The 25,104-nt window shown below is 39.4% G+C and carries 23 protein-coding genes; 14 read left to right on the forward strand and 9 right to left on the reverse strand.

Features of this window, described 5'->3' with window-relative positions:
* The first annotated feature begins 100 nt into the window (after positions 1 to 100).
* Genes B155_RS0106300 through B155_RS0106325 form a run of 6 tightly spaced genes read left to right on the forward strand, consistent with a single transcriptional unit; the run spans position 101 to position 7,337 of the window.
* Positions 101 to 985 (forward strand): DMT family transporter, encoded by an 885-nt coding sequence (locus tag B155_RS0106300; RefSeq protein ID WP_018127404.1) that lies wholly within the window; start codon positions 101 to 103, stop codon positions 983 to 985.
* 17 nt (positions 986 to 1,002) lie between these two features.
* Positions 1,003 to 2,724, forward strand: a complete 1,722-nt coding sequence (locus B155_RS0106305) for a polysaccharide biosynthesis/export family protein (RefSeq protein WP_018127405.1) — start codon at positions 1,003 to 1,005, stop codon at positions 2,722 to 2,724.
* A complete protein-coding gene (locus B155_RS0106310) occupies positions 2,724 to 3,869 on the forward strand; it encodes a GumC family protein (protein WP_018127406.1) in 1,146 nt (381 codons plus the stop codon). Before B155_RS0106305 ends, B155_RS0106310 begins: the two co-directional genes overlap by 1 nt.
* The gene (locus B155_RS0106315) at positions 3,870 to 5,249 is read left to right on the forward strand and encodes an O-antigen ligase family protein (RefSeq protein WP_018127407.1); all 1,380 of its coding nucleotides are present in this window, start codon (positions 3,870 to 3,872) and stop codon (positions 5,247 to 5,249) included.
* The gene (locus B155_RS0106320; RefSeq protein ID WP_018127408.1) at positions 5,246 to 6,139 is read left to right on the forward strand and encodes a glycosyltransferase family 2 protein; all 894 of its coding nucleotides are present in this window, start codon (positions 5,246 to 5,248) and stop codon (positions 6,137 to 6,139) included. The genes B155_RS0106315 and B155_RS0106320 overlap by 4 nt, the downstream gene beginning before the upstream one ends.
* Positions 6,132 to 7,337: a glycosyltransferase family 4 protein gene (locus B155_RS0106325; RefSeq protein WP_018127409.1), complete on the forward strand. Its 1,206-nt coding sequence runs from the start codon at positions 6,132 to 6,134 to the stop codon at positions 7,335 to 7,337. Before B155_RS0106320 ends, B155_RS0106325 begins: the two co-directional genes overlap by 8 nt.
* Here B155_RS0106325 and B155_RS0106330 read toward each other — a convergent pair.
* The 6 genes from B155_RS0106330 to B155_RS13050 all read right to left on the reverse strand — a co-directional run bounded on the left by B155_RS0106330 (position 7,334) and on the right by B155_RS13050 (position 12,984).
* The gene (locus B155_RS0106330) at positions 7,334 to 8,095 is read right to left on the reverse strand and encodes a hypothetical protein (protein WP_018127410.1); all 762 of its coding nucleotides are present in this window, start codon (positions 8,093 to 8,095) and stop codon (positions 7,334 to 7,336) included. The genes B155_RS0106325 and B155_RS0106330 overlap by 4 nt on opposite strands.
* Positions 8,092 to 9,588 (reverse strand): flippase, encoded by a 1,497-nt coding sequence (locus tag B155_RS0106335; RefSeq protein ID WP_018127411.1) that lies wholly within the window; start codon positions 9,586 to 9,588, stop codon positions 8,092 to 8,094. Before B155_RS0106335 ends, B155_RS0106330 begins: the two co-directional genes overlap by 4 nt.
* A gap of 48 nt (positions 9,589 to 9,636) precedes the next feature.
* Positions 9,637 to 10,731, reverse strand: a complete 1,095-nt coding sequence (locus B155_RS0106340) for a glycosyltransferase (RefSeq protein WP_169331279.1) — start codon at positions 10,729 to 10,731, stop codon at positions 9,637 to 9,639.
* 109 nt (positions 10,732 to 10,840) lie between these two features.
* Positions 10,841 to 11,791, reverse strand: a complete 951-nt coding sequence (locus tag B155_RS0106345; RefSeq protein WP_018127413.1) for an aspartate carbamoyltransferase catalytic subunit — start codon at positions 11,789 to 11,791, stop codon at positions 10,841 to 10,843.
* Positions 11,788 to 12,336 carry a bifunctional pyr operon transcriptional regulator/uracil phosphoribosyltransferase PyrR gene (gene pyrR / locus B155_RS0106350; RefSeq protein ID WP_026167235.1) on the reverse strand — a complete coding sequence of 183 codons (549 nt, stop codon included), beginning with the start codon at positions 12,334 to 12,336 and terminating at the stop codon, positions 11,788 to 11,790. Before pyrR ends, B155_RS0106345 begins: the two co-directional genes overlap by 4 nt.
* Positions 12,337 to 12,387: 51 nt before the next feature.
* Positions 12,388 to 12,984: a class I SAM-dependent methyltransferase gene (locus B155_RS13050; protein ID WP_018127415.1), complete on the reverse strand. Its 597-nt coding sequence runs from the start codon at positions 12,982 to 12,984 to the stop codon at positions 12,388 to 12,390.
* Positions 12,985 to 13,344: 360 nt separating this feature from the next.
* Between B155_RS13050 and sucC the strand changes: the two genes are divergently transcribed.
* Both sucC and B155_RS0106365 read left to right on the forward strand, forming a co-directional pair.
* A complete protein-coding gene (gene sucC / locus B155_RS0106360) occupies positions 13,345 to 14,550 on the forward strand; it encodes an ADP-forming succinate--CoA ligase subunit beta (protein ID WP_018127416.1) in 1,206 nt (401 codons plus the stop codon).
* 151 nt (positions 14,551 to 14,701) lie between these two features.
* Positions 14,702 to 15,073: a hypothetical protein gene (locus B155_RS0106365; RefSeq protein WP_018127417.1), complete on the forward strand. Its 372-nt coding sequence runs from the start codon at positions 14,702 to 14,704 to the stop codon at positions 15,071 to 15,073.
* Here B155_RS0106365 and bshA read toward each other — a convergent pair.
* Positions 15,070 to 16,227, reverse strand: coding sequence for an N-acetyl-alpha-D-glucosaminyl L-malate synthase BshA (gene bshA, locus B155_RS0106370; protein WP_018127418.1), 1,158 nt, complete (start codon positions 16,225 to 16,227; stop codon positions 15,070 to 15,072). The genes B155_RS0106365 and bshA overlap by 4 nt on opposite strands.
* Positions 16,228 to 16,394: 167 nt before the next feature.
* On the opposite strand from bshA, the gene B155_RS0106375 reads away from it, so the two are divergent.
* The 6 genes from B155_RS0106375 to B155_RS0106400 are packed head-to-tail and all read left to right on the forward strand — an operon-like array spanning position 16,395 to position 22,189.
* Positions 16,395 to 17,150, forward strand: a complete 756-nt coding sequence (locus B155_RS0106375) for a YebC/PmpR family DNA-binding transcriptional regulator (protein ID WP_018127419.1) — start codon at positions 16,395 to 16,397, stop codon at positions 17,148 to 17,150.
* Between the two features lie 2 nt (positions 17,151 to 17,152).
* Positions 17,153 to 17,794 (forward strand): tetratricopeptide repeat protein, encoded by a 642-nt coding sequence (locus B155_RS0106380; RefSeq protein WP_018127420.1) that lies wholly within the window; start codon positions 17,153 to 17,155, stop codon positions 17,792 to 17,794.
* Between the two features lie 3 nt (positions 17,795 to 17,797).
* On the forward strand, positions 17,798 to 18,316 hold the full coding sequence (locus B155_RS13875) for a hypothetical protein (protein ID WP_018127421.1): 519 nt from the start codon (positions 17,798 to 17,800) through the stop codon (positions 18,314 to 18,316).
* Positions 18,300 to 20,051: a BatD family protein gene (locus B155_RS0106390; RefSeq protein ID WP_018127422.1), complete on the forward strand. Its 1,752-nt coding sequence runs from the start codon at positions 18,300 to 18,302 to the stop codon at positions 20,049 to 20,051. The genes B155_RS13875 and B155_RS0106390 overlap by 17 nt, the downstream gene beginning before the upstream one ends.
* Positions 20,048 to 20,809 (forward strand): SH3-like domain-containing protein, encoded by a 762-nt coding sequence (locus tag B155_RS0106395; RefSeq protein WP_018127423.1) that lies wholly within the window; start codon positions 20,048 to 20,050, stop codon positions 20,807 to 20,809. The genes B155_RS0106390 and B155_RS0106395 overlap by 4 nt, the downstream gene beginning before the upstream one ends.
* Before the next feature lie 12 nt (positions 20,810 to 20,821).
* Positions 20,822 to 22,189 (forward strand): dipeptidase, encoded by a 1,368-nt coding sequence (locus tag B155_RS0106400; protein ID WP_018127424.1) that lies wholly within the window; start codon positions 20,822 to 20,824, stop codon positions 22,187 to 22,189.
* A gap of 85 nt (positions 22,190 to 22,274) precedes the next feature.
* Here B155_RS0106400 and B155_RS0106405 read toward each other — a convergent pair whose 3' ends face one another.
* Positions 22,275 to 23,744 (reverse strand): TolC family protein, encoded by a 1,470-nt coding sequence (locus tag B155_RS0106405; protein WP_018127425.1) that lies wholly within the window; start codon positions 23,742 to 23,744, stop codon positions 22,275 to 22,277.
* Positions 23,737 to 25,101, reverse strand: a complete 1,365-nt coding sequence (locus B155_RS0106410) for an ABC transporter permease (RefSeq protein WP_018127426.1) — start codon at positions 25,099 to 25,101, stop codon at positions 23,737 to 23,739. Before B155_RS0106410 ends, B155_RS0106405 begins: the two co-directional genes overlap by 8 nt.
* Positions 25,102 to 25,104: the final 3 nt, after the last annotated feature.

Below are 25,104 nucleotides of genomic sequence, written 5' to 3' on the forward strand. Positions count from 1 at the left end.
TCCAAAAGAGTTCCTATTATTTATTGTTAAGAAAAAAATATTATCTAGAGAGAATTCGGGAGTTCAATAATTGTATTTTCTGCCTAAATAATTCTACAGATTGATAAGAAAATACTTCACCGATATTACCCTTGTTGTAGTTGCTATTATATGGGCACTTAATTTTAGCGTTGTTAAAGTCTCGCTTTCAGAAATAGACCCCTATAGCTTTAACGCCATTCGATTCATTTTTGCTAGCGGGTTGCTTTGTGCAGCTGCTTATAAAAAGGGTGTTTCTATAAAAGTTAGTAAAGTACACTTTTGGCCAATGGTAGGAATTGGGCTCATAGGTAATCTTGTGTACCAGGTGTTATTCATTATTGGTATCAACTTAACTTTAGCCGCTAATGCGGCTGTAATGTTAGGTACTATCCCAATTTGGGTAGCTATTTTTTCTCATTTCTTTACCGATGAGAAGCTCACGGTGCTCAAAACTGTGGGGATATTATTTGCCTTTGGCGGCGTGGCCTTTATAATCACTGGAGGTAAAAATCCTATTTCCTTTGAGTCAGATACTTTCATTGGCGACATCATTACCATTTTATCTGCTGTTGTATGGGCCATCTATACTATTCTAAGTAAGAAGTATTTAAAGCACTACAATTCCACTCAATTTTCAGGATTCATGTCGTTAATCGGCTTTATCTGTTTATTTACTATTGGAACCCCATTCTTATTTAAAATGGATTGGTCGGCAGTATCCGTTCCGGCATATGGTGGAATTGTGTACTCGGGCTTATTCTCTGTAGGTTTAGCCTACTTAATTTGGAATAATGGCATCTCAAAAATCGGGGCTGTAAGAACGGCCGCTTATCAAAACTTAGTGCCTGTACTTGGTTTACTGTTCGGGGTTCTTATTTTGGATGAACAACTCACTCCATTTCAATATATTGGGTCACTTTTTGTAATCACAGGGATTGTCATGGCGAGGTATAAGACACGGTAATCACTTAAACTCCATGTATGGATAAATTGAAGAGAGCATTTTTCATTGTATTGTTTAGTGTAATTGGGCTGAATGTTAGCGCTCAACAAAAGGATAACTCATCTTCGAATAGAGGGTTTAACCTTTCTTATTCCTCCGATCTAGGAGGCTTTTATTTTCAAGATGCCTCAGGCTTACAGTTAGCCATTGAAGGCTTGCCATATGAAGGCAGTATAGATGAAGCTACCTACCAACTAGGGGCTAATGATTTACTTACTGTTGAAATAAAAGCTACGCAGAATATTGTACTTCGAAGCTTACTTATTAATAGCTCGGGTGAGATTATCATACCTGCAATTGGCGCCGTTAAATTCGATGGCAAAACTATAGCTGAAGCCGAAGAAATTTTAAAGCAAACAGCCTCAACCGTTTATAAAAATCCCACGGTTAATATTTCTCTAGAAGTTCCTAAAGCAATAAATGTATTCATAACTGGAAGCATCCCATTTCCTGGCAAGTATGTATTACCTGCTCAGTCTAGATTAGACTTGGCAATTTTGCAGTCGGTAATAGAAGTTCAAACTGCACGTTCCGCATCCTCTATTTACTTCCCAACTTATACCAGCCAGCTATTGGGAAAAAGAGAATATAGTTACCGAAACATTACTATTGAGCATGCAGATGGCTCACAAACTAGCGCCGACCTTGTCCATTATTTCTTAGGGGGCAATCTAGATAACAACCCCATTCTAAGAAATGGTGATCAAATACATCTGAAGCAGATTGATCGAAACACACCTAAAATTAGTATCTCAGGTGCCGTTTCAACGAATTATGACATTGAATTTAAATCTGGTGATACCCCAAGCATTTTACTTGAAATAAGTGGTGGGTTAACTGAGAGAGCTTCATCCAATGAACTGTTTGTATTCAGAGCTTCTAATTCAGGATTCGAAAAAATCGTAGTCCCTTTCGAGAATTGGGATTCATTTCAACTACAAGCGAATGATCGTATCATCGTTCCAGAATCAAAAAATGCCCAACTCACCGCTGCTGCTACCATCGAAGGTGAAGTGGAAGTACCTGGGCAATACCCCATCAATAATGGCGAAACCACCGTGCTTGAATTACTGGATTTAAGTGGTGGCATAACTCAACAAGCACTCCCAAATGCGGCATATCTATATCGAGGGACAGGCTTGGATAATGAGATTCCTAATAAGTTTAACGCCGAATTAATGAAGCGAACTTCTAATCAAGTAGCTCAAGGGTTAGACTATCTTGACTTAGAAACTAAGCTAAGTCGCAATAGGGTTTCCATCGACTTAACCAATCGTGATGAACTAGCTCTGTTTAAATTGTTTGATGGAGATCGCTTATACATCCCACGTGATGAACAAACCGTTTTTGTATTTGGGCAGGTTAACAATCCTGGTTACTTCCCCTTTATCAACTCAAACAGCAGCATATTTGATTACATCCAACGGGCAGGTGGTTTTGCTCTTTCCGCTGATAAAGAACGTGTGTTTATAATAAAGGCTGGTACAGCAACTTGGTATAAACCTGAAGAAACCACCCTTTCATCTGGCGATAGAATTTTTGTAGATCGAGTTCCTGTTGAAGATTTAAATGCGAAAAGGACTTACGAAATCCAGAAAGCTCAATTGAGAAACCAAAGAACTCAATTGATCATGACAGGTATTACAACAGTAACGGGTATTATCACTACGCTGATAGCCCTTGATGTCATAAAAAGATAATGAGTACATATTCTGCCCCCACTGTTTCTGAGATTCTTAGGCTGTTGTTTAAAAACCTGAAAAGCCTTTTAATTACCACTTTTGTAATTGCTGTAATTATTGCGGGAATTTCATTGCTCCTTCCAAATAAGTATAAGTCGAGTGCCAACTTACTGCCTTCTCAGAGACCGTCTTTAGGGTTAGATTTATTTTCAGAATCAGGAGGGCTTTCTAGTATTGCGAGTAACGTACTCGGTCAAGGAAATGATGAATCGGATCGATACCTCGTACTTTTAAACAGCTACAGTACCCTTGAACGAGTAGTTCGGAAATTCGACTTAACTACCGTGTATGAGGTCGATGAATCGGATGACCCTATCTCTGACGCGATTGAGGAACTAAAAGAACATAGCACGTTTGAAAATCGAGAAGAAGGTAACTTTGTAATCGCAGTTTTAGACGAGGACCCTACGCGTGCCAAACAGATGGCGGACTATTATGTGGAGATCTTAAACGATTTAAATACAAGTATTGTAGCATCTGATGCCCGTCAATATCGTGAGTTTTTGGAGCAACGATATGCCACCTTTGAAATAAAAAATGATAGCCTTCAAAGCGAATTCATTGCATTCCAAAAGGAGTACGGCGTATTTGAGCTACCTGAACAAGTTCAGGAATACTTTACCATTATTGGAAGTGTAACCACCCAGCAGATTCAAAAAGAACTAGAACTTAAATTACTTTCTACTTCTGTTAATAAAGAAAGTGAAGTATATCAGAGTAAACTAGCTGAGTATAATATCTTATCTGAGAAGCTAGATGAATTATATCGAGATACGGACCCAAGGAATTTATTGCTGAACTTTGACAATATTGCATCGGTGGGATCCGACTATTACCGACTTATGTTTGAAATCGAAATTCAGGCTGAGATTCAGAAATTCCTGTTACCTCTTTACGAACAGGCCAAGATGGAAGAAGCAAAAGCATTGCCCATTGTAACGGTTATTGATGCCCCACAGGTGCCCAAGAGAAAAGCCGAACCACGTCGATCTATCATCGTCGTTTTGGGTGCTATCTCTGCATTTATACTACTATGCCTGTATTACATCACTCGATATACCTACACAAAAAATGAGGCCTATTTCGACACCATCTTTAAGTAGATGCTTGCTATCCAACCACATATTCAACGATCAAACCTCGTAACTGCTGCTATTTTAATCAGTGGCTTACTAGGGGTGAGCCTGATTTATTTTGGAGTGATTAGTTGGCTAATAATCCTAGCTATTTCAACAGCCATAATGGTTTTTGGGCTTTCTGCTTCCAAGAAACAGATGTTCGTGCTTGCCTATTTACTTAGCTGCATACTATTCCTAGAAAATAGCGCCGGAATCGAGCCTATTGAAATTCCATTTCTCGTATTAAGTAGCCTTTTAGCGGCATTCGTAGCTTTTAAATTCATTACTGGAAATCTTCCACTTCATACCTTCCAAGACACTCTCTTTTTAGTGCTCCATTTGCTTTTACCTTTTGCAATCATATTAGGAATGATAAATGGAGCTAACACCTATACAGCCGTTGGTGAAATTACTTTTTATTCAGGAGTTCTTATTTATTTCCCCCTTAGAGAATTATTGAACAAAGCCTCTTTTCAAAAGTTAATGGCTGGCTTACTGCTTCTTACCATCGGGTTTGTATTGATTCGAAATTTCATTGATTATCGCCAAATAATCATTCAGGCTTTTATGCCTTGGCAGGCCGAAAATGCCCGTGTTGCGTTGAATGAGCTCATCATCATGATTGGTGTGTTACTATTTTTCACCTCAACAATTTCTTACTCAAAACTTTCGATGAAGGCTCTTTCCTTTTTAGCCTTTTGTATTTCTTTGATGGGTTTAATTTTAACTCAAAGCCGAGGCTATTGGATTGCCACACTCTTTGGTTTGGGCATCATTTTCCTTTTAGTGAATAAATCACAAAAGCGTCAGATTTTACTTATTGGCGGCACCTCACTAATTACTGGAGTTTTACTTCTGAATCTCTTTTTTAGCGATTTGTTAGAGATTGTCGTCAATTCACTTATTGAACGCTTCAGCTCCATCACGTCCACCCAATTAGATATTTCACTACGAGAGAGGGTATTAGAAACCAAGAAAGTTTGGGAGCTCATAAGTGCAAATCCGATAGTGGGCTATGGCTTTGGAGTCACTTATCCCCGGCGTTTTTTGATGGAAGGTTTTACTACTTCCTACAGCTATGTTCACAATGGGTATTTAGCCGTGTGGTATAAACTTGGATTATTAGGTCTCCTATTTTTCATTTCCACTTGGGCTCTTACAATTCGTAATTATGTACAAGGATTAAAAGCTAAAGCGATTCAGACTACTAACGCAATTATTCCAATCACCTTCATTGCTGCCCTATGCGGAATGGTTTTAGTAAATATCACCAGTCCTCAAACGCTTTCTTTTGATGGGGTGTTGATTACCACAATTGCTGCTGCATATTCTATTACATTCAAGAATACTCAGAAGCCCTCTTGAAAGATTTAATCAGTATCATAACGGTCAATTATTTTTCTGAAGCTGAAATTTTAGCTTCACTACAGTCTATTGTGGTTCATACTACAGATACCAACTTCGAGTATATAGTAGTTTCTAATTCGCCTCTGGACCCTTCTTTTGAAGCACAACTGTTAGATATTCATTCTGATAGTAAATGCGTTCAACAAAGCGATAATGTTGGATTCGCTAAAGCTTGTAATGACGGTGTTGAGTTTGCTAAAGGATCACATGTGTTTTTATTGAATCCTGATACTAGATTTAATGAAGATGCACTCCGGAAACTTCATGCTTTTACTGAAACACACCCCAATAGCGTTGTTGGGCCCTTAACACTTGATGAAGATTCGAATGTATCGCCAACTGTAAAATCTCACTTTAGTCTTGGCTTCTTTTTAAGCTGGGTAATTCCATTTTTCGATCGGTTTTTTAGTCCACCAAAATTCATCCCTTATTCACCCGATGCATCTCAAAAAGTAGATGTGTTAAACGGTTCGGCCATTTTTTGCAGAAAAGCGATCTATCAACAACTTGGTGGTATGAGTGATGACTTTTTTATGTATTGGGAAGAAAACGATTTAGCTGAAAAAGCCCGGAAATCAGGCATCCCATTTTACTTTTTAAAAGAATGTTCGATTATTCACAAACAAGGCACTTCTACCAGTCCTTATTTTTTAGAAATGGAATTGCATAAACATCGCTCGCAGTTAACATTCATAAAAAGGTATTACGCAGAATTCGTATTTCTGAACCGAGTTAGTGGCATCATCTCTTATGCATGGCGGTGGTTTATCAAGAAGTTTAAAAAAGAAGAACTAAAGTGTGCTCAGTATTCAACCTTATTAAAATGGTATCTATTTGAATATGAGTGATGCACTTAATTTTTTGATGATTTGTTCTCGGCTTCCTGCCCCTCCAAATGATGGCGGAGCTATTTATATGTACCAATCGGCCAAAACATTAGCTGATCTAGGTCATACTGTATCTATAGCCTGTTTTGAGTCTGAGATGCATCAACAAGATGAGACTATGCTCAGTGAATTTACCAAAGTATACTCTGCACCAGGGCATTTTAAGCCGTATGGATTTCGTTCACTAGTTCATTCATTGAAGGAACAGCTCCCTATTCCAATTTCTGATAGAATGAATATTCCTATTATGGAAGAGATACTAAATACTATCCCTGATCAATCATTTGATGCCATTTTGATCGAAGGACTACAGTGTTTTCATTTTGAAGAATTACTTCGTTCCAAATTCAAGAACACCCCTTTAATTCTTCGGCAGGTAAATGTGGAGCACCTGTTACTTGAGCGGAATGCTAAGTTGATTTCTAATCCGCTGAAAAAAGCTATTTATACTTGGCAAGCGAGTTTGATGAAAAACTTTGAGCAGTCAGCACTTACAAAAGCTGATGCAGTTTCAGTGATTTCAGCTAAAGACGGTGAGCATTTTCGTCAATTACATCCTAACATCACCTATACGGTAGTTGAAGCCGGAGCTAGCTTACCCCCATTGTCTCAAATGCCTGAAAAACATTTCAACATTCTATTATCTGGGACGTGGAGTTGGGCCCCGAACCAAGATGGATTAAAATGGTTTTTCGATCAGGTATACCCATTGATTCATCAACAATTTCCAGACTTAAAATTAGACATCGTTGGTGGGGAATTAGATACCTCCATATTAGATAACATGTCAACTGAACAGGTACGTTATCATGGCTTTGTAGAGGATATTGAACAATTCAGACAACAAAGTCTGCTTACAGTTATCCCGCTAATTTCTGGTTCAGGCATGAAGATTAAAGTATTAGAATGCTTAGCCAGTGGGCTCCCAGTTATAACAACTAAGTATGGCGCCGAAGGCATTAGTATCACTGATGGTAAGGAATATGTACTAGCCAACACTCCTGAGGAAATCTTACAAGCGATCTCTAAAATTGTGAATGACGAGCATACCAGAGTTCAGTTGGCAACCAATGGCCGTGCATTCATTGAACAACACCATCGTTGGGAGCATCAAATGGAGAAACTGGTAGAGCTTACAAAATCGCTAAAAGCAAATTAAGTCAATTCAAGCCACGCCGATTCGGTTTCTTCCGATACCTTAGCCCAATCTACCCCATAGGCAAGAAACTGCATTTCCATGTGTGTACACAATGTGGGTACAGGTCCAATTAAGCTTCGCTTGGGGTATTTAAGGGAATACTTTCCTATCCCTTGAATAGCTCTAAACATCTCACGGCCTTTAGGATAATTACCTACTCGTGCTAGTTTGTGAATCCATTTATCTTTTTTAAGTACCGACTTCCGAACGCCAAATGTTTGGCATGTACTTTCAACCGACCGCCAAAATCTATTTTCATTATACCCATCTAAACGATTTGGTATAGGGTCATCATCCACTCTGGTATACCGATCGGGGTGATCGTAAAGGGTGATATAATCGCTTTCGAATGCACCAAATGCTGCTACCAACTCTGTAAATGATTCGGGCATATACAGATAGTCATCTTCGGCAAAATAAATGACATCTGTTTCACTCCAAGAATTCTCCAATGCTAATTTATGAGCATAGCTTAAAGACTCACTATTCCCTTTCCCTCCCAACTGCACTATTTTATGATCATTCTTTTTAAACATTGTGGCAAAATGATCTGGTAATTCCCCATCTAATAGGTAGACTAGATCTCCTTTAAAAGAGTCATCTAACTGGGTATAGGCAACCTGAAATGATTTCAGGCAATTTTCTTTGCTAAAGTATGGAGGTCTATAGGCTTTTTTCCCATCACCTGGAGCTAACCTATAAATTACATGGAGTCTCATAACTTTACTTTAGTCAGTTTATCTCGAATGAATTGGATGATTCGAGGGTCGATCCAATATTTGATTCCGTAAACACTTACCACCAATATAGAAAAGCCTCCTATCAGCGATTTAAGAATCACGTCTATGTCGAAGTTACTCAACATAAAAATGAACACAAGCATTGTTGCACTTACAATCAATTGAGAGTAATTCTGTTCTATTCCGTGGTATCGATTTGAGTATTTAGTCAGGAAGATATAATCGGCTAAAATTCGAATTAGTCTACTCCCTGCAGCTCCAACAATTCCGAATTGTATGGTTAAAACAATGAGCAGTGGTAAATACAAAGTGAACTCAAGTAGGTGCAGTTTCGCGGTAATATCTGGCCGACCTATACTTTGTAGATAGGTACTTGGTATTTGTGAAATGCTAGTAAAAAAGGCGGCAACTGCTAATATTTGTAGGGGCAATATACTTTCTTGAGCGAACTCAGGGTTAATCCATATAGATAGAATTTGCCCCCCAAACAGAATGATTGTTAGTACTATAGAAAGGCTTAGTAATGAGATTAACTCGGATGATCCTTTAAAAATAGAATCGGATTGTTCGCTTCTTTTATTGAAGTAGGAAAAGGTTGGGAAAAGCACCGCTGTAAAAGAAGCGGGAATGAGGTTTATTTTCACCATCATATCTAAAGGAGCCGAGTAATAGGCAACGGCCGACATCGAAATCAACACCCCAATAAAATAGCGGTCAATCTGACCCATTAAAGGATTTATAATATTTGAAACGGCAATCCACTTCCCAAAATTTATAGCTTTCGATATGTATCGAATACTTTCAACTATGGAGATATCCGCACCAACAAATTGGACTTTACTATAGGCATAGAAATAGAGTGCTATACCGAATCGAACGAAAACTAGATAGCCGATTAACATTGGAATAGGTTGACCGAAATATGCTAATACAGCCATCCCACCATAAATACCTACTCCGCTCAAGGTGTCAGCAAATGCTATGCGCTTAAAATCTTGAGCTGCTTCAAATCCTCCTCTCAATCCACTTGAGAACAAAGTAACAGGTAAACCTATTGCTACGATCTTAAATGCAAATAAGGTATCGCCAGAGAGCTCTGGTGCTTCTTCAAGTAAAAGATGCACGAGGTGGGGTGAACTGAACCAAAGAATTATCCCTAGTAAAACTCCCAACAGAAAGAGCAATAGCGATAATGTAGCTAAGATCTTAGGATTATTAGCCCCGTCATTTTCTCTTAAATCTATAGATAGTTGATTTACTATTGCGCGCGAAAGACCCAAATCAAATAATGAAAAGTATCCTATCACTAACCAGCAGATGGTTAAAATTCCGAAGCCTTCCGCTCCGATATATTTTATGATAACCGGAATAGAAATGATTGCTACTAAAATAGGTAGCACTCTTGAAGCTAGGCTAAATCCTGTGTTTTTAGCTAGGTCATCATTCTTTATATAGTTATCAGTATTGCTCACTTTTAAATCATTCTGAATGCAGTGTTAGCACATTAATTCATCTGCTTGCTAAGCTCTATTACTTAACTCTTGATATAATTTATCAACTTCCTTTGCCCCGTTATCCCAACTATGATGCTCCTGCACATATTGATGACCACCCTCGCCAATTTCTTCGTTTAGCTTTGTATCCGTTAATAAACTAATTACATCTTTAGCAAATTCGTTTGCCTTATTAGCTACCACTATGGCTTCACCCGACTTTGCCATTAAGCCTTCGCACCCCTTCTTGGTGGTCACCACAGGTGTTTTACAAGCCATGGCTTCTAAGATTTTATTCTGAATTCCAGAACCGCTTTGCATTGGGGCAACAGCTACTTTCGCCTCATTGATTTCTAAGGCTAAATCCTCTACAAAACCAACTACTTCAACATGCTCTATTTTTTCTAAAGCGAGCACTTCAGGAGCTGGATTAACTCCTACAATTCTAAATTTTGCTTCAGGGATTTCACTTAATATACTCGGGAAACACTTATTGGCGAACCATTTAACTGCTTCCACATTGGGAGCATATTTCATATTTCCCGTAAAGATAATTGTAGGTGCTTTCGTTTCAGGCGACTTATTTAATGTATAAAACTTCTTAGTGTCCACTCCATTTGGAATCACTTTGATATTCGCTTCACCAATTTCTTTTTTGTCGAATTCTGAGACAACAATTACTGCCTCTGATTCTTTAGCAATCATCGGTTCATAACTCATCATGCGATTCAGCTCTTGCTTAAATACGAAGCTCCGAAGTGGCGAAACGATTTTAACTAAACTTTTGAGATTTAGAACCATGGAATCGATCAACTCGAGCACCACTGGAAGTTCATGCTTCTGAGTATATGGATACAAACGAAGTGTGAAGCAATGTATCAACTGAAATGAATGCTCTTTGATCAATGCAGATAATGTACCTGCAAAAGATTTAGACTGGAAAAATTGAACTTGATAGGGCTTTCTCCCAAACAGTGCCTTAAATAAGTTTTTTAAGATTAAGCCATTGCTCAACTTAATGGGATGAATTGAATGACAATATTTGCCTAATTCCTCAAGATCATCGAGCTGCTTTGGGTGCCTGTAAAATGTTAAGAGCGTGATATCATACTTTTTACTCAACGATTTTAGCCGGTGGTATATCACCAGCTGATCCCCTTTGAGAGTAGGGAATGGAAATCTTGGAGAAATAAAAAGGATTTGGGGTTTCATAATGCTTTAGGAATAGTTCCTAAACTCTATTTCCACCACTAAGTAAGTATAAAACAGCCATTCTTACTGCTACCCCGTTTGTTACCTGATTCAGGATAACAGCGCGGTCGCTATCTGCAACTTCACTTTCCATTTCAACCCCTCGGTTAATCGGGCCAGGGTGCATAATGTGGAAGTCAGGGTACTTTTCTAGGTGTTCCATTTTAATCCCAAAACGATCGTGATATTCTCGCAGTGATGGGAATAACTCGGTGGACCTTCCTTGGCGCTCAAGTTGAATCCTTAATGCCATAGCCACATCACACCAAGCTAGGGTCTCTTCCAAATTATGAGAAACCGTTACCCCAAGATCTGTAACAAATACAGGCATCAGTGTTTTAGGCCCACAAATTACAACTTCAGCTCCTAGCTTTGTTAAGCCAATGATGTTTGAACGAACAACACGGCTGTGAGCAATATCACCGATAATGGCTACTTTCTTCCCTTTCAAATCAGGGTGGAGCTGTTGCATGGTGAACATATCCAATAACGCTTGGGTTGGATGCTCATGAGCACCATCGCCAGCATTTAGTATAGCTGCATCCACACATTGTGTTAAGAAGTGAGGCACTCCAGGGCTTTCATGCCGAACTACTACCATATCAATTTTCATCGAGCTGATGTTCTGAATGGTGTCTTTGAGAGATTCCCCTTTTTTGGTGGATGAGTTACTTGCTGAAAAGTTAACTACATCTGCCCCCATTCTTTTTTGTGCAAGCTCAAATGATAGTCGAGTCCTAGTACTATTCTCGTAAAAGAGATTCACAATAGTTTTATCGCGCAGTGTAGGAACTTTGGGAACGGGGCGATCTAAGATTTCACGAAAGTATTTCGCCTGTTCCAGTACATACAAAATATCTTCTGGTGAGTAATCTGCTAAACCAAGCAAGTGTTTTTGTTTAAAATCGTATGACTCTAAGTCTATACTCATTCTTTTTCACCCTCCATATTTACAAGATACACTGCGTCTTCACCATCTAAATCTTTCACTTTAACCCTAATTTCTTCTTGTTCATGAGTAGGAACGTATAGCCCTGTGTAGTCAGCTGATATTGGGAGTTCTCTATGTCCTCGATCAACCATACAGCAAAACTGAATTTTTCTTGGGCGCCCATAAGCCATTAAAGCATCCATGGCAGAGCGAACTGTTCGGCCTGTGTACAGCACGTCATCTACAAGTACCACATCACGATCGTATAAATCGAAAGGAATCTCAGTTACTTGAACCTCCGGCATTTTAAGCTTACTTCTAAAATCATCTCGGTAGAAGGTAACATCTAATACCCCGAAATCGATATCGTAACCCAGCTGAGCTTTAATTTCAGCTACAATTCTTTTGCCAATGTGTACGCCACGAGTCTGCATTCCAATAATAGCAACTCTAGTGGGGTCTTCGTACGCCTCGAGGAATTGGTGAGCAAATCGCAGGTACGTGCGATTTAATTCTTCCTCGGTCATTATCTGCGTTCTATTCAATAGCTTTCCTTTTTTCAAAATTGTTCAAATATACGCTTTTAGATGAAAACTTCATTTAGGATCCGAAAACTCTATGACTACAATCCATGAGTATTTTCTCAGAAAGGGCATCCATGTGAATATGACCTTGTCTACTTTCGTTAAAACATTATCCAATGTGGGTATAAATGAACTCAATGTTGAAGTTAAATTGAAATAATTAACCTCGGTTTTTTTAAAAAATGCATGAGCGCACTCTATATCCTTCATCAATAATGGATGTTCATCTTCAGTGCGCATACTAGGTGTCATATCTCTATACACGTTTATAAAAATATTATGGCCTAAAGGTTCAAAAAATATTGCTCTTGCGCCTGGCTTTAATACTCTTTTTAATTCACTATATGCTTTTTCTAAATCTAAATGATGCAAGATTCCTGTTCCACATATCACATCAAGTGTATTGTCTTCGAAGTCTAGGCTTTCAGCATTCATCACACTAAAGTTAATTGCAAGACCTCGCTCATCGGCTTCTTTCATACCAAGATTAATGGCTACATCAGAGATGTCAATTCCGTATACCTTTACGCCTTGCTCCGCAAGAGTGAATGCTAAACTTCCGGGACCACAACCGTATTCAAGAACCGTCTTATTGCTAACATTCTCCAATATTTTTTATGATAGAACTCTTTGCTTTCTGTTACCGACTTATAGTATTTATCGGTAACTGCGCGCGCACCAGATATAAACACATTATTGTGAAATTCTTTCTCTCTTTCTAACCGTTCTTGTTTCAACTCTTCCATTTAAATCCTGATTGGCTCCCCGTTTTATTTAAAAAATGTGAATTCTAAGCCTCTTTTGAATATATCTAGGCTTCTCAAACTATCAATAGATGCGTTAAAAACACATTGTTTTGTGAAAACAAGTATTGGTATGCGCTGTTGCCTTTCCTTTAGCGTGTAATCTCAGTATTATTGCAACCCGAAAAATTCGCTTTTTTACGAACATTTAAAAGATCATCGATCCATGAAAATCCACGAGTATCAAGCCAAAGAAATTTTAAAACAATATGGAGTAGCAGTACCAGCGGGTATCGCAGCTACTTCTGTTGAAGAAGCTGTTGATGCGGCTAAGAAAATGAAAGAAGAAGGAGCTACTCTTTTTGTTGTAAAAGCTCAGATTCATGCAGGGGGCCGTGGTAAGGGTCGCACCAAAAAGAACAATGCTAAAGGTGTTATTCTTTGCAAAACTATTGAAGAAGTACGCGAAGCTGCAGAATCACTACTTGGCGATGTACTTGTAACCATCCAGACTGGCGAAGAAGGACAGCTAGTTCAGAGATTGTATGTAACTGATGGTGTTGACATCAAGCAGGAATTCTACTTAGGCATCTTGTTAGACCGTGCTGTTAGCAAGAACGTAATCATGGCATCTACTGAAGGTGGAGTTGAGATTGAGAAGGTTGCTGAAGAAACTCCTGAGAAAATTATTAAGGAATGGGTTGAGCCGGGCATGACGCTTCAAGTGAACCAAGCTCGCCGTATTGCATTCTCTTTAGGTCTTGAAGGCGCTGCTTTGAAAAAGTGCATCAAGTTCATCATGGCGCTTTACAAAGCATACGAAGAAACTGATTCTGACATGTTTGAAATCAATCCATTGATTGTGACTCCAGATGACGAAATCTTTGCTCTTGATGCGAAAGTAACTTTTGACGGCAACGCACTATATCGTCACGCCGATATCGCTGAATTAAAAGATGAAGCTGAAGAAGATCCATTTGAACTTGAAGCTTCTAAGTACGACCTAAACTATATCAAACTAGACGGTAACGTTGGTTGTATGGTAAACGGTGCAGGACTTGCGATGGCAACTATGGATATCATTAAGCTATCAGGTGGTGAGCCTGCTAACTTCTTAGATGTTGGTGGTGGAGCTAACGTTGAGACGGTAAAAAATGGTTTCCGTATCATCCTTGATGACCCTAACGTAAAAGCGATCTTAATTAACATCTTTGGTGGAATTGTACGTTGCGACCGTGTTGCAAATGGTGTAATCGAAGCTGTTAAAGATCCAGAAATTGCTGAAAAAGTTCAGAACGTACCTATCATTGTGCGTTTACAAGGAACTAATGCTGCTGAAGCAAAAGAAATTATTGACAACTCAGGTCTAAATGTAATTTCTGCTGTACTTCTTAAAGAAGCAGCTGAAGAGGTATCTAAAGTATTAGCTTAATACTTTAATCAGTCTTCAGTTTAAACTGATTTAAAGCCCAATTCTATGAATTGGGCTTTTTTTATTATAATAGCAGCTGCTATTGATCTAAATTCACAATTATTACGTTATTTTAAGCGTCTATTGAACCGGGTTTACTTATTATCACGCCATGAAATCTTTTAATATCGAAATATCCAACGTAGAGAAGGGTCCTAAGGAGTTAATGCTTCAGTTGCCTATACAGGCTGAAGTAGTAAAACAACTTCCAGGAAAAGACCGGCCAGATTACTTTTTAGCTAAGCTAGAAAGCCCTGTGCTTTGGGTAGATAAAGCCCGTGGTATAAATCTCGAAATCTCCTATATGGTGATTTGCTCGAAATTTAAAGGCCAGAAAATCGATAATGGCATGAAAGATCTGAAGATTGCCATAGCTTATGTGATTGATGACAGTATCATTAACGACAATCTATTAAGCCTTAAAAAGCTTAAGTATGTAGCCATAGGAGATGCAACAGCGCTTAAAAAGTGGGGAATTTTTTAAGCTTTACTTACCGCCGTTTTTTCTTGTAGCTGCTCGCTCACCTCTTTGTAATACTGCTCATACTCATTTACAACCACGTCTTGGTTAAACCGCTCGGCTTGTGCCCGTGCATTTTTCGACATGGTAGCATGGAGTTTTTCATTGCTTAGAATTTCAACAGCATGCTTCGCCATACAGTCGATATCATCTAAAGCACAGAGGAAACCGGTTTCGCCTTGAATGTTCACTTCCGGTAGGCCACCAATATCTGAACTAATTACTGGCACCGAACAACTCATCGCTTCTAGTGCTGCTAGCCCAAATGTTTCTGACCCTGATGGTATCAGAAATAAATCTGCAATCGATAGCACTTCTTCCACTTGCTCTAACTTACCTAGGAAACGAACGTGTTCACAGATTCCCAAATCGCGACATTGTTGCTCTGCTTTCTGTCGATCTGGTCCATCACCCACAAGTAATAGCTTCGCCTTGATACCCTGTTTCAGTACGCGATTAAAGATAGAAACCACTTCAGGTACACGTTTTACTTTTCTGAAGTTGGATACGTGAACAATCACTTTTTCGTCTTCAGGGCAAATAGCTTTTTTAAAATGACTCTTGTTCGATTTTTGAAAACGGTCTAAGTCGATGAAGTTTGGAATCACTTTGATATCACTGCTAATATCAAACCGATCAAATGTCTCTTGTTTTAAATATTCTGAAACAGCCGTAACCCCATCACTTTTATTGATGGAAAACTCTACCACGTGCTTATAACTAGGGTCGCTACCTACTAATGTGATATCTGTTCCATGTAGAGTTGTAACAACGGGCACATTAATGCCTTTGTCTGCCATTATTTGCTTGGCTAAATAGGCGCTTGTAGCATGAGGTAGTGCGTAATGAACATGCAGAAGATCTAGTTGTTCATACTCAATTAAGTTCACCATCTGCGTTGCGAGCGCTAATGCATATGGTGGGTATTCAAACAGAGGGTATGCATTAATGGCAACCTCGTGGTAAAAGATATTAGAATCTAGAGTTTCTAAACGTGCGGGTTTAGCGTAACTAAGCACATGTATTTTATGCCCTTTTGCAGCCAGCACTTTTGCTAGTTCTGTAGCAACTACTCCACTACCACCAAAGGTAGGATAACAAACGATTCCAATATTCATACCTAGAATTTTTTTATTTCTTAGCTAAAGGTAGCCATTCTTTAGATGTGATGAGAATAGCTAACACAAGGTTTAACAGATTGGTTTCGCAAATTATTACAATCGTTATGTGTATTCTGTATATTCAAGGTTTATACTAAGCCAACATTTGAAAAATACGTTACCATATGGCGGGACATTCGAAATGGGCGAACATTCGCCACAAGAAAGCTAAAGAAGACGCTAAGCGTTCTAAAGTATTTACTAAAATCATCAAAGAGTTAACCATTGCAGCCCGTGAAGGCGGTGGTGATCCAACGGGTAATCCACGTCTTGCCCTTGCGATAGAAAATGCCAAATCGGCAAACCTTCCCAAAGACAATATTGAACGCGCTATTAAGCGTGGTACTGGTGAAGGTGACGATGCTGCTACCTATGAAGAAGTAACTTTTGAGGGATATGGCCCTGGTGGAATCGCTTATTTTGTAGAAGCAACTACCGATAACAACACCCGAACTGTAGCCGAAGTGCGACACATTTTTAGTAAGCATGGTGGTAATATGGGTACCAGCGGGTCTGTATCATTTTTATTTGAACAAAAGGGCATGATTCAAGTACCTAATGCAGATAAGGACGAAGAAGAGTTTATGCTCGAAGCTATAGATGCTGGTGCAGAAGATGTACAATCAGAAGGTGATTTCTTCGTTGTATACACCGCTCGAGAGGATTTATTTGCAGTACGAAGTGCACTTGAAGAAGCTGGACATGAAATCGAGTCGGCGGAATTAATACGTGAGGCCATGACCGAAACAAAAGTAGATGCAGATACAGCACTATCGAACTTCAAAATGATGGAAAAATTTGAAGAAAATGATGACGTATCCAATGTATTTACTAATATGCTAATGGACGATGAAACCATGACTGTAGCTGAACAACTTTAACCATGAAATTAAACCTGATTTACATACTCCTGTTCATTTTTGCATTAGGCTTTACCTCTGAAGAAGCTCGAAAAGGCAACGAAGCCTTTAACAAAGGTGAGTTCGAAACTGCAGAACAGCTATATAGATCAGCAATTGAACTTGAGCCAGACAATGCCAAAATATATTTCAATTTAGGCAATGCTTTGGCCAAACAAGGAAAGGTTGAAGAGGCCATCGAGTCTTATTTACAATATCAGGAATTAGCCGATACTCCTGAAGATCAGGCTTTAGCTCAATACAATATCGGAGCTATACTTGCTGAAACCGATAAATGGAAACCAGCTGTTCATCACTTTAAAGAGTCTTTAAAGTTGAACCCAATGGATGCTGAAGCACGTCATAATTTTGAACTTGCTTCCCTAAAAGCACAAGAGGAAGAAGAGGAACAACAACAGGATCAACAACAGCAGCAAGACCAAGAGCAAAAAGAGCCTTCTGAGTATGCTAAAGCCATGAAAAAACGCGCAGAACAACTTGTAGCCGAACAGCGATACCAACAAGCATATGATCTTATGCAACAAGCTCTATCCGTTGATGAAACCGTACAGAACTTCAATGATTTTATTGAGCGCATTAATACAGTTAACCAAATTGATAACTGATAAATGAAACTACTAGGAACCATACTACTTTCACTCTTTGCTACAGTAGTTGTACAAGCACAAAATGCGGATACATACTTTCATCAGTCTGCTAATTCTTACATCAACTCACAAATACAGCAAGCTCTTGAAACTGTAGATGAGGGTTTAAGTCGTTATCCCAATGATGCGAAACTCAACGAACTCAAACGAAAGCTAGAAGAAGAAAAAGAGAAACAGCAGCAGCAACAGCAGCAACAACAAGAGCAGCAGCAAGAAGAACAAGATCAGGACCAAGAACAGCAGGAGCAGCAAAACGAGGAACAAGACCAGCAAGAACCTCAGGAGCAAGAGCAACAAAATGAAGAGAAAAAGCAGCAAGAGCCTCAACCTCAAGATGCTGAAGAGCTCGAATCTAAAGAAATAAGCAAAGAAGACGCTGAAAAGATCTTAAAAGCTTTAGCTCAAAAAGAGAAAGAACTCCTAAAAGACTTCAAGAAAAAGAAATCTAAAGACAGTGCTAAGCATGACAAAGACTGGTAAATCGCTAAGTTCTGCCCTTTTATTCCTCCTATTTTTAAGTATTACTCATCTAGCATCGGCACAAGATGTTACGGTAGAAGCTACACTCTCCGAAACCAATATATTTGAAGGGGAATCGGTTCAGTTTCAATTAAGTATATCTGGAACTGCTATCAATTCATTAGATCGGCCACAAATGCCGTCCGTGAATGGATTGCGATATCTACCAAATCGCACGTCAACAGCTAGTAACTATACCTACACAGGTGGGCAGCCACAAGTAACCCAAACATTTGGGTACACCTTTATTGCTCAAAGCAATGGGCAGTATACTTTCCCCGCAATTAGTGTGTCGGTTAATGGGAATACCTACCAAACTAAACCCATATCATTTAAGGTTCTCGACCCCAAAACGATAGATAATGGCCAAGCAGCTCGATCACCTGATATTTATTTAAGGCTTGAACCATCAGTCACCAATCCTGTTGTGGGGCAACAAGTTATTGCAGACATCATTCTTTATTTCAAAGATGGGGTTGATGTCTCCTCCTACAATGCTATACCAGGTTGGAAAGCAGAAGGCTTTTGGAAAGAAGAATTAGACAACCCATCACAAGCACGTTCTACTTCAACCATTATTGGTGGGGTTCGCTATAAAAGAGCAAGGTTATTGCAGTATGCCCTTTTCCCAACCAAAGCTGGTGAACTTACACTCAGTCCATTTACAATAACTGTTCGAGTTCGCCAAAATAATCGAGGTATCAGAGATCCATTTAACTTTGGTATCGGGCAAGAAACAAAAGAATTAAAAACTCTACCTGTTACCGTAAATGTAGAGCGATTACCCGAACCATCTAATGCTGAATTCATAGGCGCTGTTGGTGATTTCAATATTGAGAGAAGCATTAATCCAACCAATGCTTTTGTTGGCGAAAGTGTAGAAATTGTTACTCGAATTTCAGGTTCAGGCAATGTGCCTTTACTTAATAAACCTGAATACGAGTTTCCAGAAGCTCTAGAAGAGTATAACCCTCAAGAGACTTCGAACTTATCACGGTCAAATCGACTTATAGCCGGCTCAAAAACATTTACTGATATTGTAATTGCTAGAGGTGAAGGCGTATTCACTATTCCCGAAAAAAGAATAGCTAGTTATAACCCTGAAGCTAAGCGATTTGAGTACACCACACTGCCAGCATTGACTTTAAACGCTGTAAATGACCCCAATGCAACGGTGGCTTCGCTTGAAGATATGCGCCTTGATGTAAGCCCTGTTATAGGCTTGGTTAGCTGGCACCCTATCAAAAACGACCCTCTTAGTTCGAATACATTAGTTTGGGGGCTCCTTTTTATCCCGCTATTAATAGTTGGAGGAGCTTATGGTGCTAAAAAATATACCGATCGCCTTCAAACTGATACGGGCTTTGCACGCTCACAAAAGGCTAAAACGCAAGCACTCTCCACTTTAGATGAAGCCGAAAAAGCGGATGATATTAAAACAGGCTATCACTTAATTCAGAAGGCATTATCAATATTTATTGCCGATAAATTAAACCTTCCAGAAGCAGGACTTTCAAGTAAGCGCCTGATTGATGAGGCTTTTGCAAAGAACTCTGAAGTTCCTGCCAAGTCACTTCGTCAGTTATTTGACAAGTGCGAAACCATTGCTTTTGCACCCAATGTATCTCCAGAAGGACTCAAAACAGATATTGAAAAAGCACGCAGTTTAGTAAAAGAATTAGGGAAGTTATTATGAGATTAGCACTCTTAATTTTGATGTGGTTGGCACCCACTTTTCTATTTGCTCAAAATTCATCTCAATATGAGTTTGATGAAGCAAATACTAAACTAGAGAATGGTGACTATAAAAATGCCTTGCAACAGTATCGCATTATCATTGCTGATGGTGAAGAATCTGGAGCACTTTATCTCAATATGGGTATAGCTGCGGTTCAGTTAGACTCTTTAGGATTGGCTAAATACTACTTCACTCGCGCACTAGCCTTTGATACAGCCGAGCAAGAAGCGAACACTGCTTTAGATTTTGTAAACTCTCAGTTTAGTCGGCAATCGGCAACGCTTCCTAAATTACCTTGGGATAAACTCGTAGATATTCTGAAGGTAAGCCCCGGAACATTTGGCGTTTTCATGATTGGATACATCATTTTATGTATCGCTGTTCTGTTATTATTAGCCAAATGGTTCAATTTTATTTCCTTTAAAAAACTTCCGACCTTAATAATGTCGATTGCGGGAGTTGGAATGGTTGTTTTAATACTCGCATTTTATGTTGATTACGTAGATCAACGATACGACGAAGCTATATTAATTACGGAGCAGTCATCGGTTACTCAAAAACCTGATAGTACGTCAACCTTAGTAAGTATGGCTTATGAGGGATACCCACTTACCATCGATCAAAGTGTAAGCGAAGGCCATAGCGATTGGTATTATGTTCGATTAGGGAATGGCCAATATGGATGGATCAAAAAATCCGGAATTTTAAAATTATAAAAGACCTCTTTTATGAGCGCATCACAAGAATATATTGACAACAATAAAGATCAATTTATAGAAGAACTATTTGATTTGTTACGCATCCCTTCTGTAAGTACAGATTCCTCTAAAAAGGATGCTATACATGAAGCTGCTAATTTTTTATTAAAGCAGTTTCAGTCGATGAATCTGGACACCGTAAAGTTATATGAGACTCCAGGAAACCCTATTGTTTATGCCGAGCATACCCCACACAAGGATAAACCAACGGTATTAGTGTATGGACATTACGATGTTCAACCATCAGATCCTGATGAACTTTGGACTTCCCCACCCTTTGAGCCCGTAATTAAAGATGGAAACGTATATGCTCGTGGAGCTAGCGATGATAAGGGGCAGTCTTATACGCATGTTAAAGCCCTAGAGTCTTTTAAGAAAACAGGACAGGAAATCCCTGTTAACATCAAGTTTATTCTTGAAGGTGAAGAAGAGATTGGGTCTCCAAATTTGGTTCCTTTCCTTGAAGAGCACAAAGATATGCTTAGCTGTGATATGGTGCTGGTATCCGATACCTCTATGTTTGGCAAAGACATGCCTTCCATTACTTATGGTCTTCGTGGACTCGCATACATGGAAGTGGAAGTAGTTGGTCCTAACCGTGATTTACACTCAGGAGTATATGGCGGTGCGGTTGAAAATCCATTGAACGTACTTTGCGAGATGATCGCCAAGCTTAAAGACGAAGACGGTGTAATTCAGGTTCCTGGTTTTTATGATAAAGTAATTCCACTTACAAAAGCCGATCGTGAGGCGTCAGCAGCTCTTCCATTTGATGAAGAAGCTTATAAAGCTTCACTCGGTATTGAGGCCGTTCATGGCGAAAAAGGATATACCACTTTAGAACGAGCATCTGCTCGCCCTACTTTAGATGTAAATGGTATTTGGGGTGGTTATACAGGCGAAGGGGCTAAAACGGTACTGCCTTCCAAAGCGAATGCTAAAATTAGTATGAGACTAGTCCCAGGTCAGCATCCCAAAGAAATCGCTCAATTATTTAAAGAGTATTTCGAATCGTTAGCACCAGATACTGTGAAAGTTAAAGTAACAGAACACCATGGTGGACACCCATCCGTAACCGACTTGAGCTTTTACGGCTTAAAAGCGGCCGCTCAAGCCTTCGAAGAGGTTTATGAGGTAGAACCACTATTTGCACGCGAAGGTGGCTCTATTCCAATTGTAGCCGACTTCAAGCGCGTTTTAGGTGCTGAGTCGATACTAATGGGCTTTGGTTTAACCAGCGATGCTATTCATTCTCCTAATGAAAAGTTTTCATTAAAAGATTTCCACAGAGGCATCAAGACTTCTGCTCGATTTATGGAACTCCTTGCTGAGAGCTAATTCACTCATTCCCAATGTTATTAAATAAAAAAAGCCTCTTATGAAGAGGCTTTTTTTGTACTAACGAATTTTTGTTGGCTCCGTGTTATAGCTCAACTTCATGATAAATTGGTTCGTCTTTTTCGAAATCGAATAAGGTTAACCTTCGAAGGTTATAGTACCCTGTCCAATAAGTGCGAAGTGCCTGCACATAACTTCTTCGAGCGCTATCCTTTTCGCGTTGAGCAATAAATAAATTGGTTACATCAATCTTACCAATCAGGTACCGGTTTTTTGAAACATCATATCGGCGTTCCGCAATATCATCCGAGATTTCCGCCAACTCTAACTGATCTTTCAGCAATTCAAACTCTCGAACTGTACTTCGAACGTCGAGCTCGAATTGAAGTCTTTGGTAAGCAATGCTATTTGCTGTGGCCTGTTGTTGGTTTCTAGCAGCTTTAATTTCTGCTACTTGCTTACCCCAATTAAAGATGGGCACTTGAAAACCAACGGTAAAGAATTGTCTGTTGCCGGGATTGTCGTACAACTCATCAAAATCTTGAGCTGTATTATTTAAACCATAAGTAGCCTGAATAGTGGCTGAAAATCCACTACTCTTTTTGGCTTGCTCGTATGCTTGATCGGCTTGCAGTTCATTCAGCTCATATTGGAGTGAACGGCTGTTATTTTCAATGGCATAAGCTAGCGCTTCATCTACATCTACTTTAACATCTGGCACATCATTAGGGGCGATAATCTCTAAAACCACATCATTATCGATACCCAATAATGCTTTAAAGCCTTCTTCAGCTCGCTTATAGTTCAATTGCGCCGTTGTTAGAGATGCTTCAGCATTTCTATAGGCCAATTCACTTTCAAGTAATTCGTTTTCAGCTAAGTTACCTACTTCAAATCGCCCTTTCGCAATATTAAAGATCGAGTCGTTTACTGTTACGTTAAACTCTGACACTTCCATATTGATTTTGGCTAACAACAGATCAAAGAAATTCTGAGTAACGGTGAAAGCCAAATCTTCCATGTCTTCAACGAACTGCTTCTCAGCTATACGATAACGCAGGGGTTCTAAGCGTCCTCTCCATTTTAAAGCATTAAACTGAAAGAGTGGTTGACGCAGGGTCATTAATAACGGCGTACTTTGCCATTGATATCGCTCCTCGCCTTTAAAAATCCCCAGCCTTCCTAGCCCAGAAGAAACGGATACCGTACCCCCTGTTGGAAAAATATTCTGGTTGATAGAGAGGTCTAAACTCGCATCCGACTGGTTAAAATCTCTATATATAATTCCATTTTCTGTTGAAATGGGTTCACTCCCTAACAAGTAGTTCGGAACATCCCCATTGGCTACTAGTGAAGGAAGTTTATCTGCTTTAAACGATTTATATCTCCACTTTGAAGAAATCAAAGCGTAAGTAGCAGCTCTCGAAAGCGGGCTATTATTTTTAGCAATTTCGATACTCTGGTCGAGTGTTAACGATTGAGTCTGCTGTGCCTCTGCTGAGCTACTCCCTAATATTAGGCTCAGTATGGCGAATGATAATATGAATTTATTCATGACGTAATGCGTGTACTGGATCTTGTTGAGCAGCGCGCTTAGCCGGGAAAAATCCGAAAACGACCCCGATTAAAAGTGCTACACCAAATGATATAAAAATTGATATTGGAGTTACGATAGTTGCGATGTCAGCCGTGCTTTCGATGGCGAAGCTAAAAAGCATCCCCAATATTATTCCAACCACGCCCCCAGAAATACTTATGGTAAGTGCTTCGGTTAAAAACTGTAGTTCAATGTCTTTCTTTTGTGCCCCTACCGCCATGCGGACTCCAATTTCGCGATAACGTTCCACAACAGAGGCTAGCATAATATTCATGATACCAATACCTCCCACAATCAGTGAAATGGACGCAATCGAGGAAAGTACAATATTGAATATTCTCTTGGTTCGTTGTTCTTGCTGAAGTAGTTGCTCTGGAACTATGATTTCGAAATCGACCACATCGTTATGACGTCGTTTTAGCATACGGGAAAGTACTTCGGCTACAATCACACTGTATTTCGTATCACTTACTCTAATAATCAGTTTATCGAGTTGATTGTAATTAGCATCCCCACCTCCGCTTGAAGAACTGCTACTACTTATCATCATTCCTCCACCAAAAACGCGAACACTACCGCCGCCACCGCTAACGTCTTGTTTGGTTAATAGTGCTCTGTTTTTAAAACGCAATAGAACCGTAGTTGCAGGTGCATAGATGTCTAAGTTGTAATTACGTATTCCAAGGTTTTCTATGCTCTCGGTACTAAGTTCACGCTTTTTTAAAACGCCAACCACGGTGAGCCATAAATGGCCCACTTTAATTTTTTTACCAATGGGATCTTCACCTGCAAAAAACTTAGAACGAACATCGTAACCGATAATAGCTACTGGAGCTGAATTCGAAATCTGTGTTTCAGAAAAGTTACTTCCTGCTGCAAACTCAAAGTTATTAATTCCGAAGTAGTCGTCGTTTGTACCTACTAACTTTCCTGTTCTCATTCTGGCATTTCGAATGAAATTCGTCTCATATATAATTTCAGGACTTACATATTCGATTTCCGGGATTACGTCCTTAATACTTGCAAGATCTTCAAGGGTTAAACCTGGTGAAAACCGCTTTGAATCTTCAACATTTTGTTCGTCATCAACGCTGCCTTCTTCTTGCTCAATCACAGGTTGAATAATCACGTTATTCGTACCCAATAACTCCATTTGCTTCAGAACCTCTTGCTGGGCGCCTGTACCAATGGCTAACATGGCAATTACCGAAGCTACGCCGAAGATGATACCAAGAGAAGTCAACATTGCTCGTAGCTTGTTCCTACGAATAGCTTCGATAGCTATATCAAAATTGTATAGTATTTTTTGAAGCACAGC

The sequence above is a fragment of the Balneola vulgaris DSM 17893 genome, assembly GCF_000375465.1.
Lineage (GTDB): Bacteria > Bacteroidota > Rhodothermia > Balneolales > Balneolaceae > Balneola > Balneola vulgaris.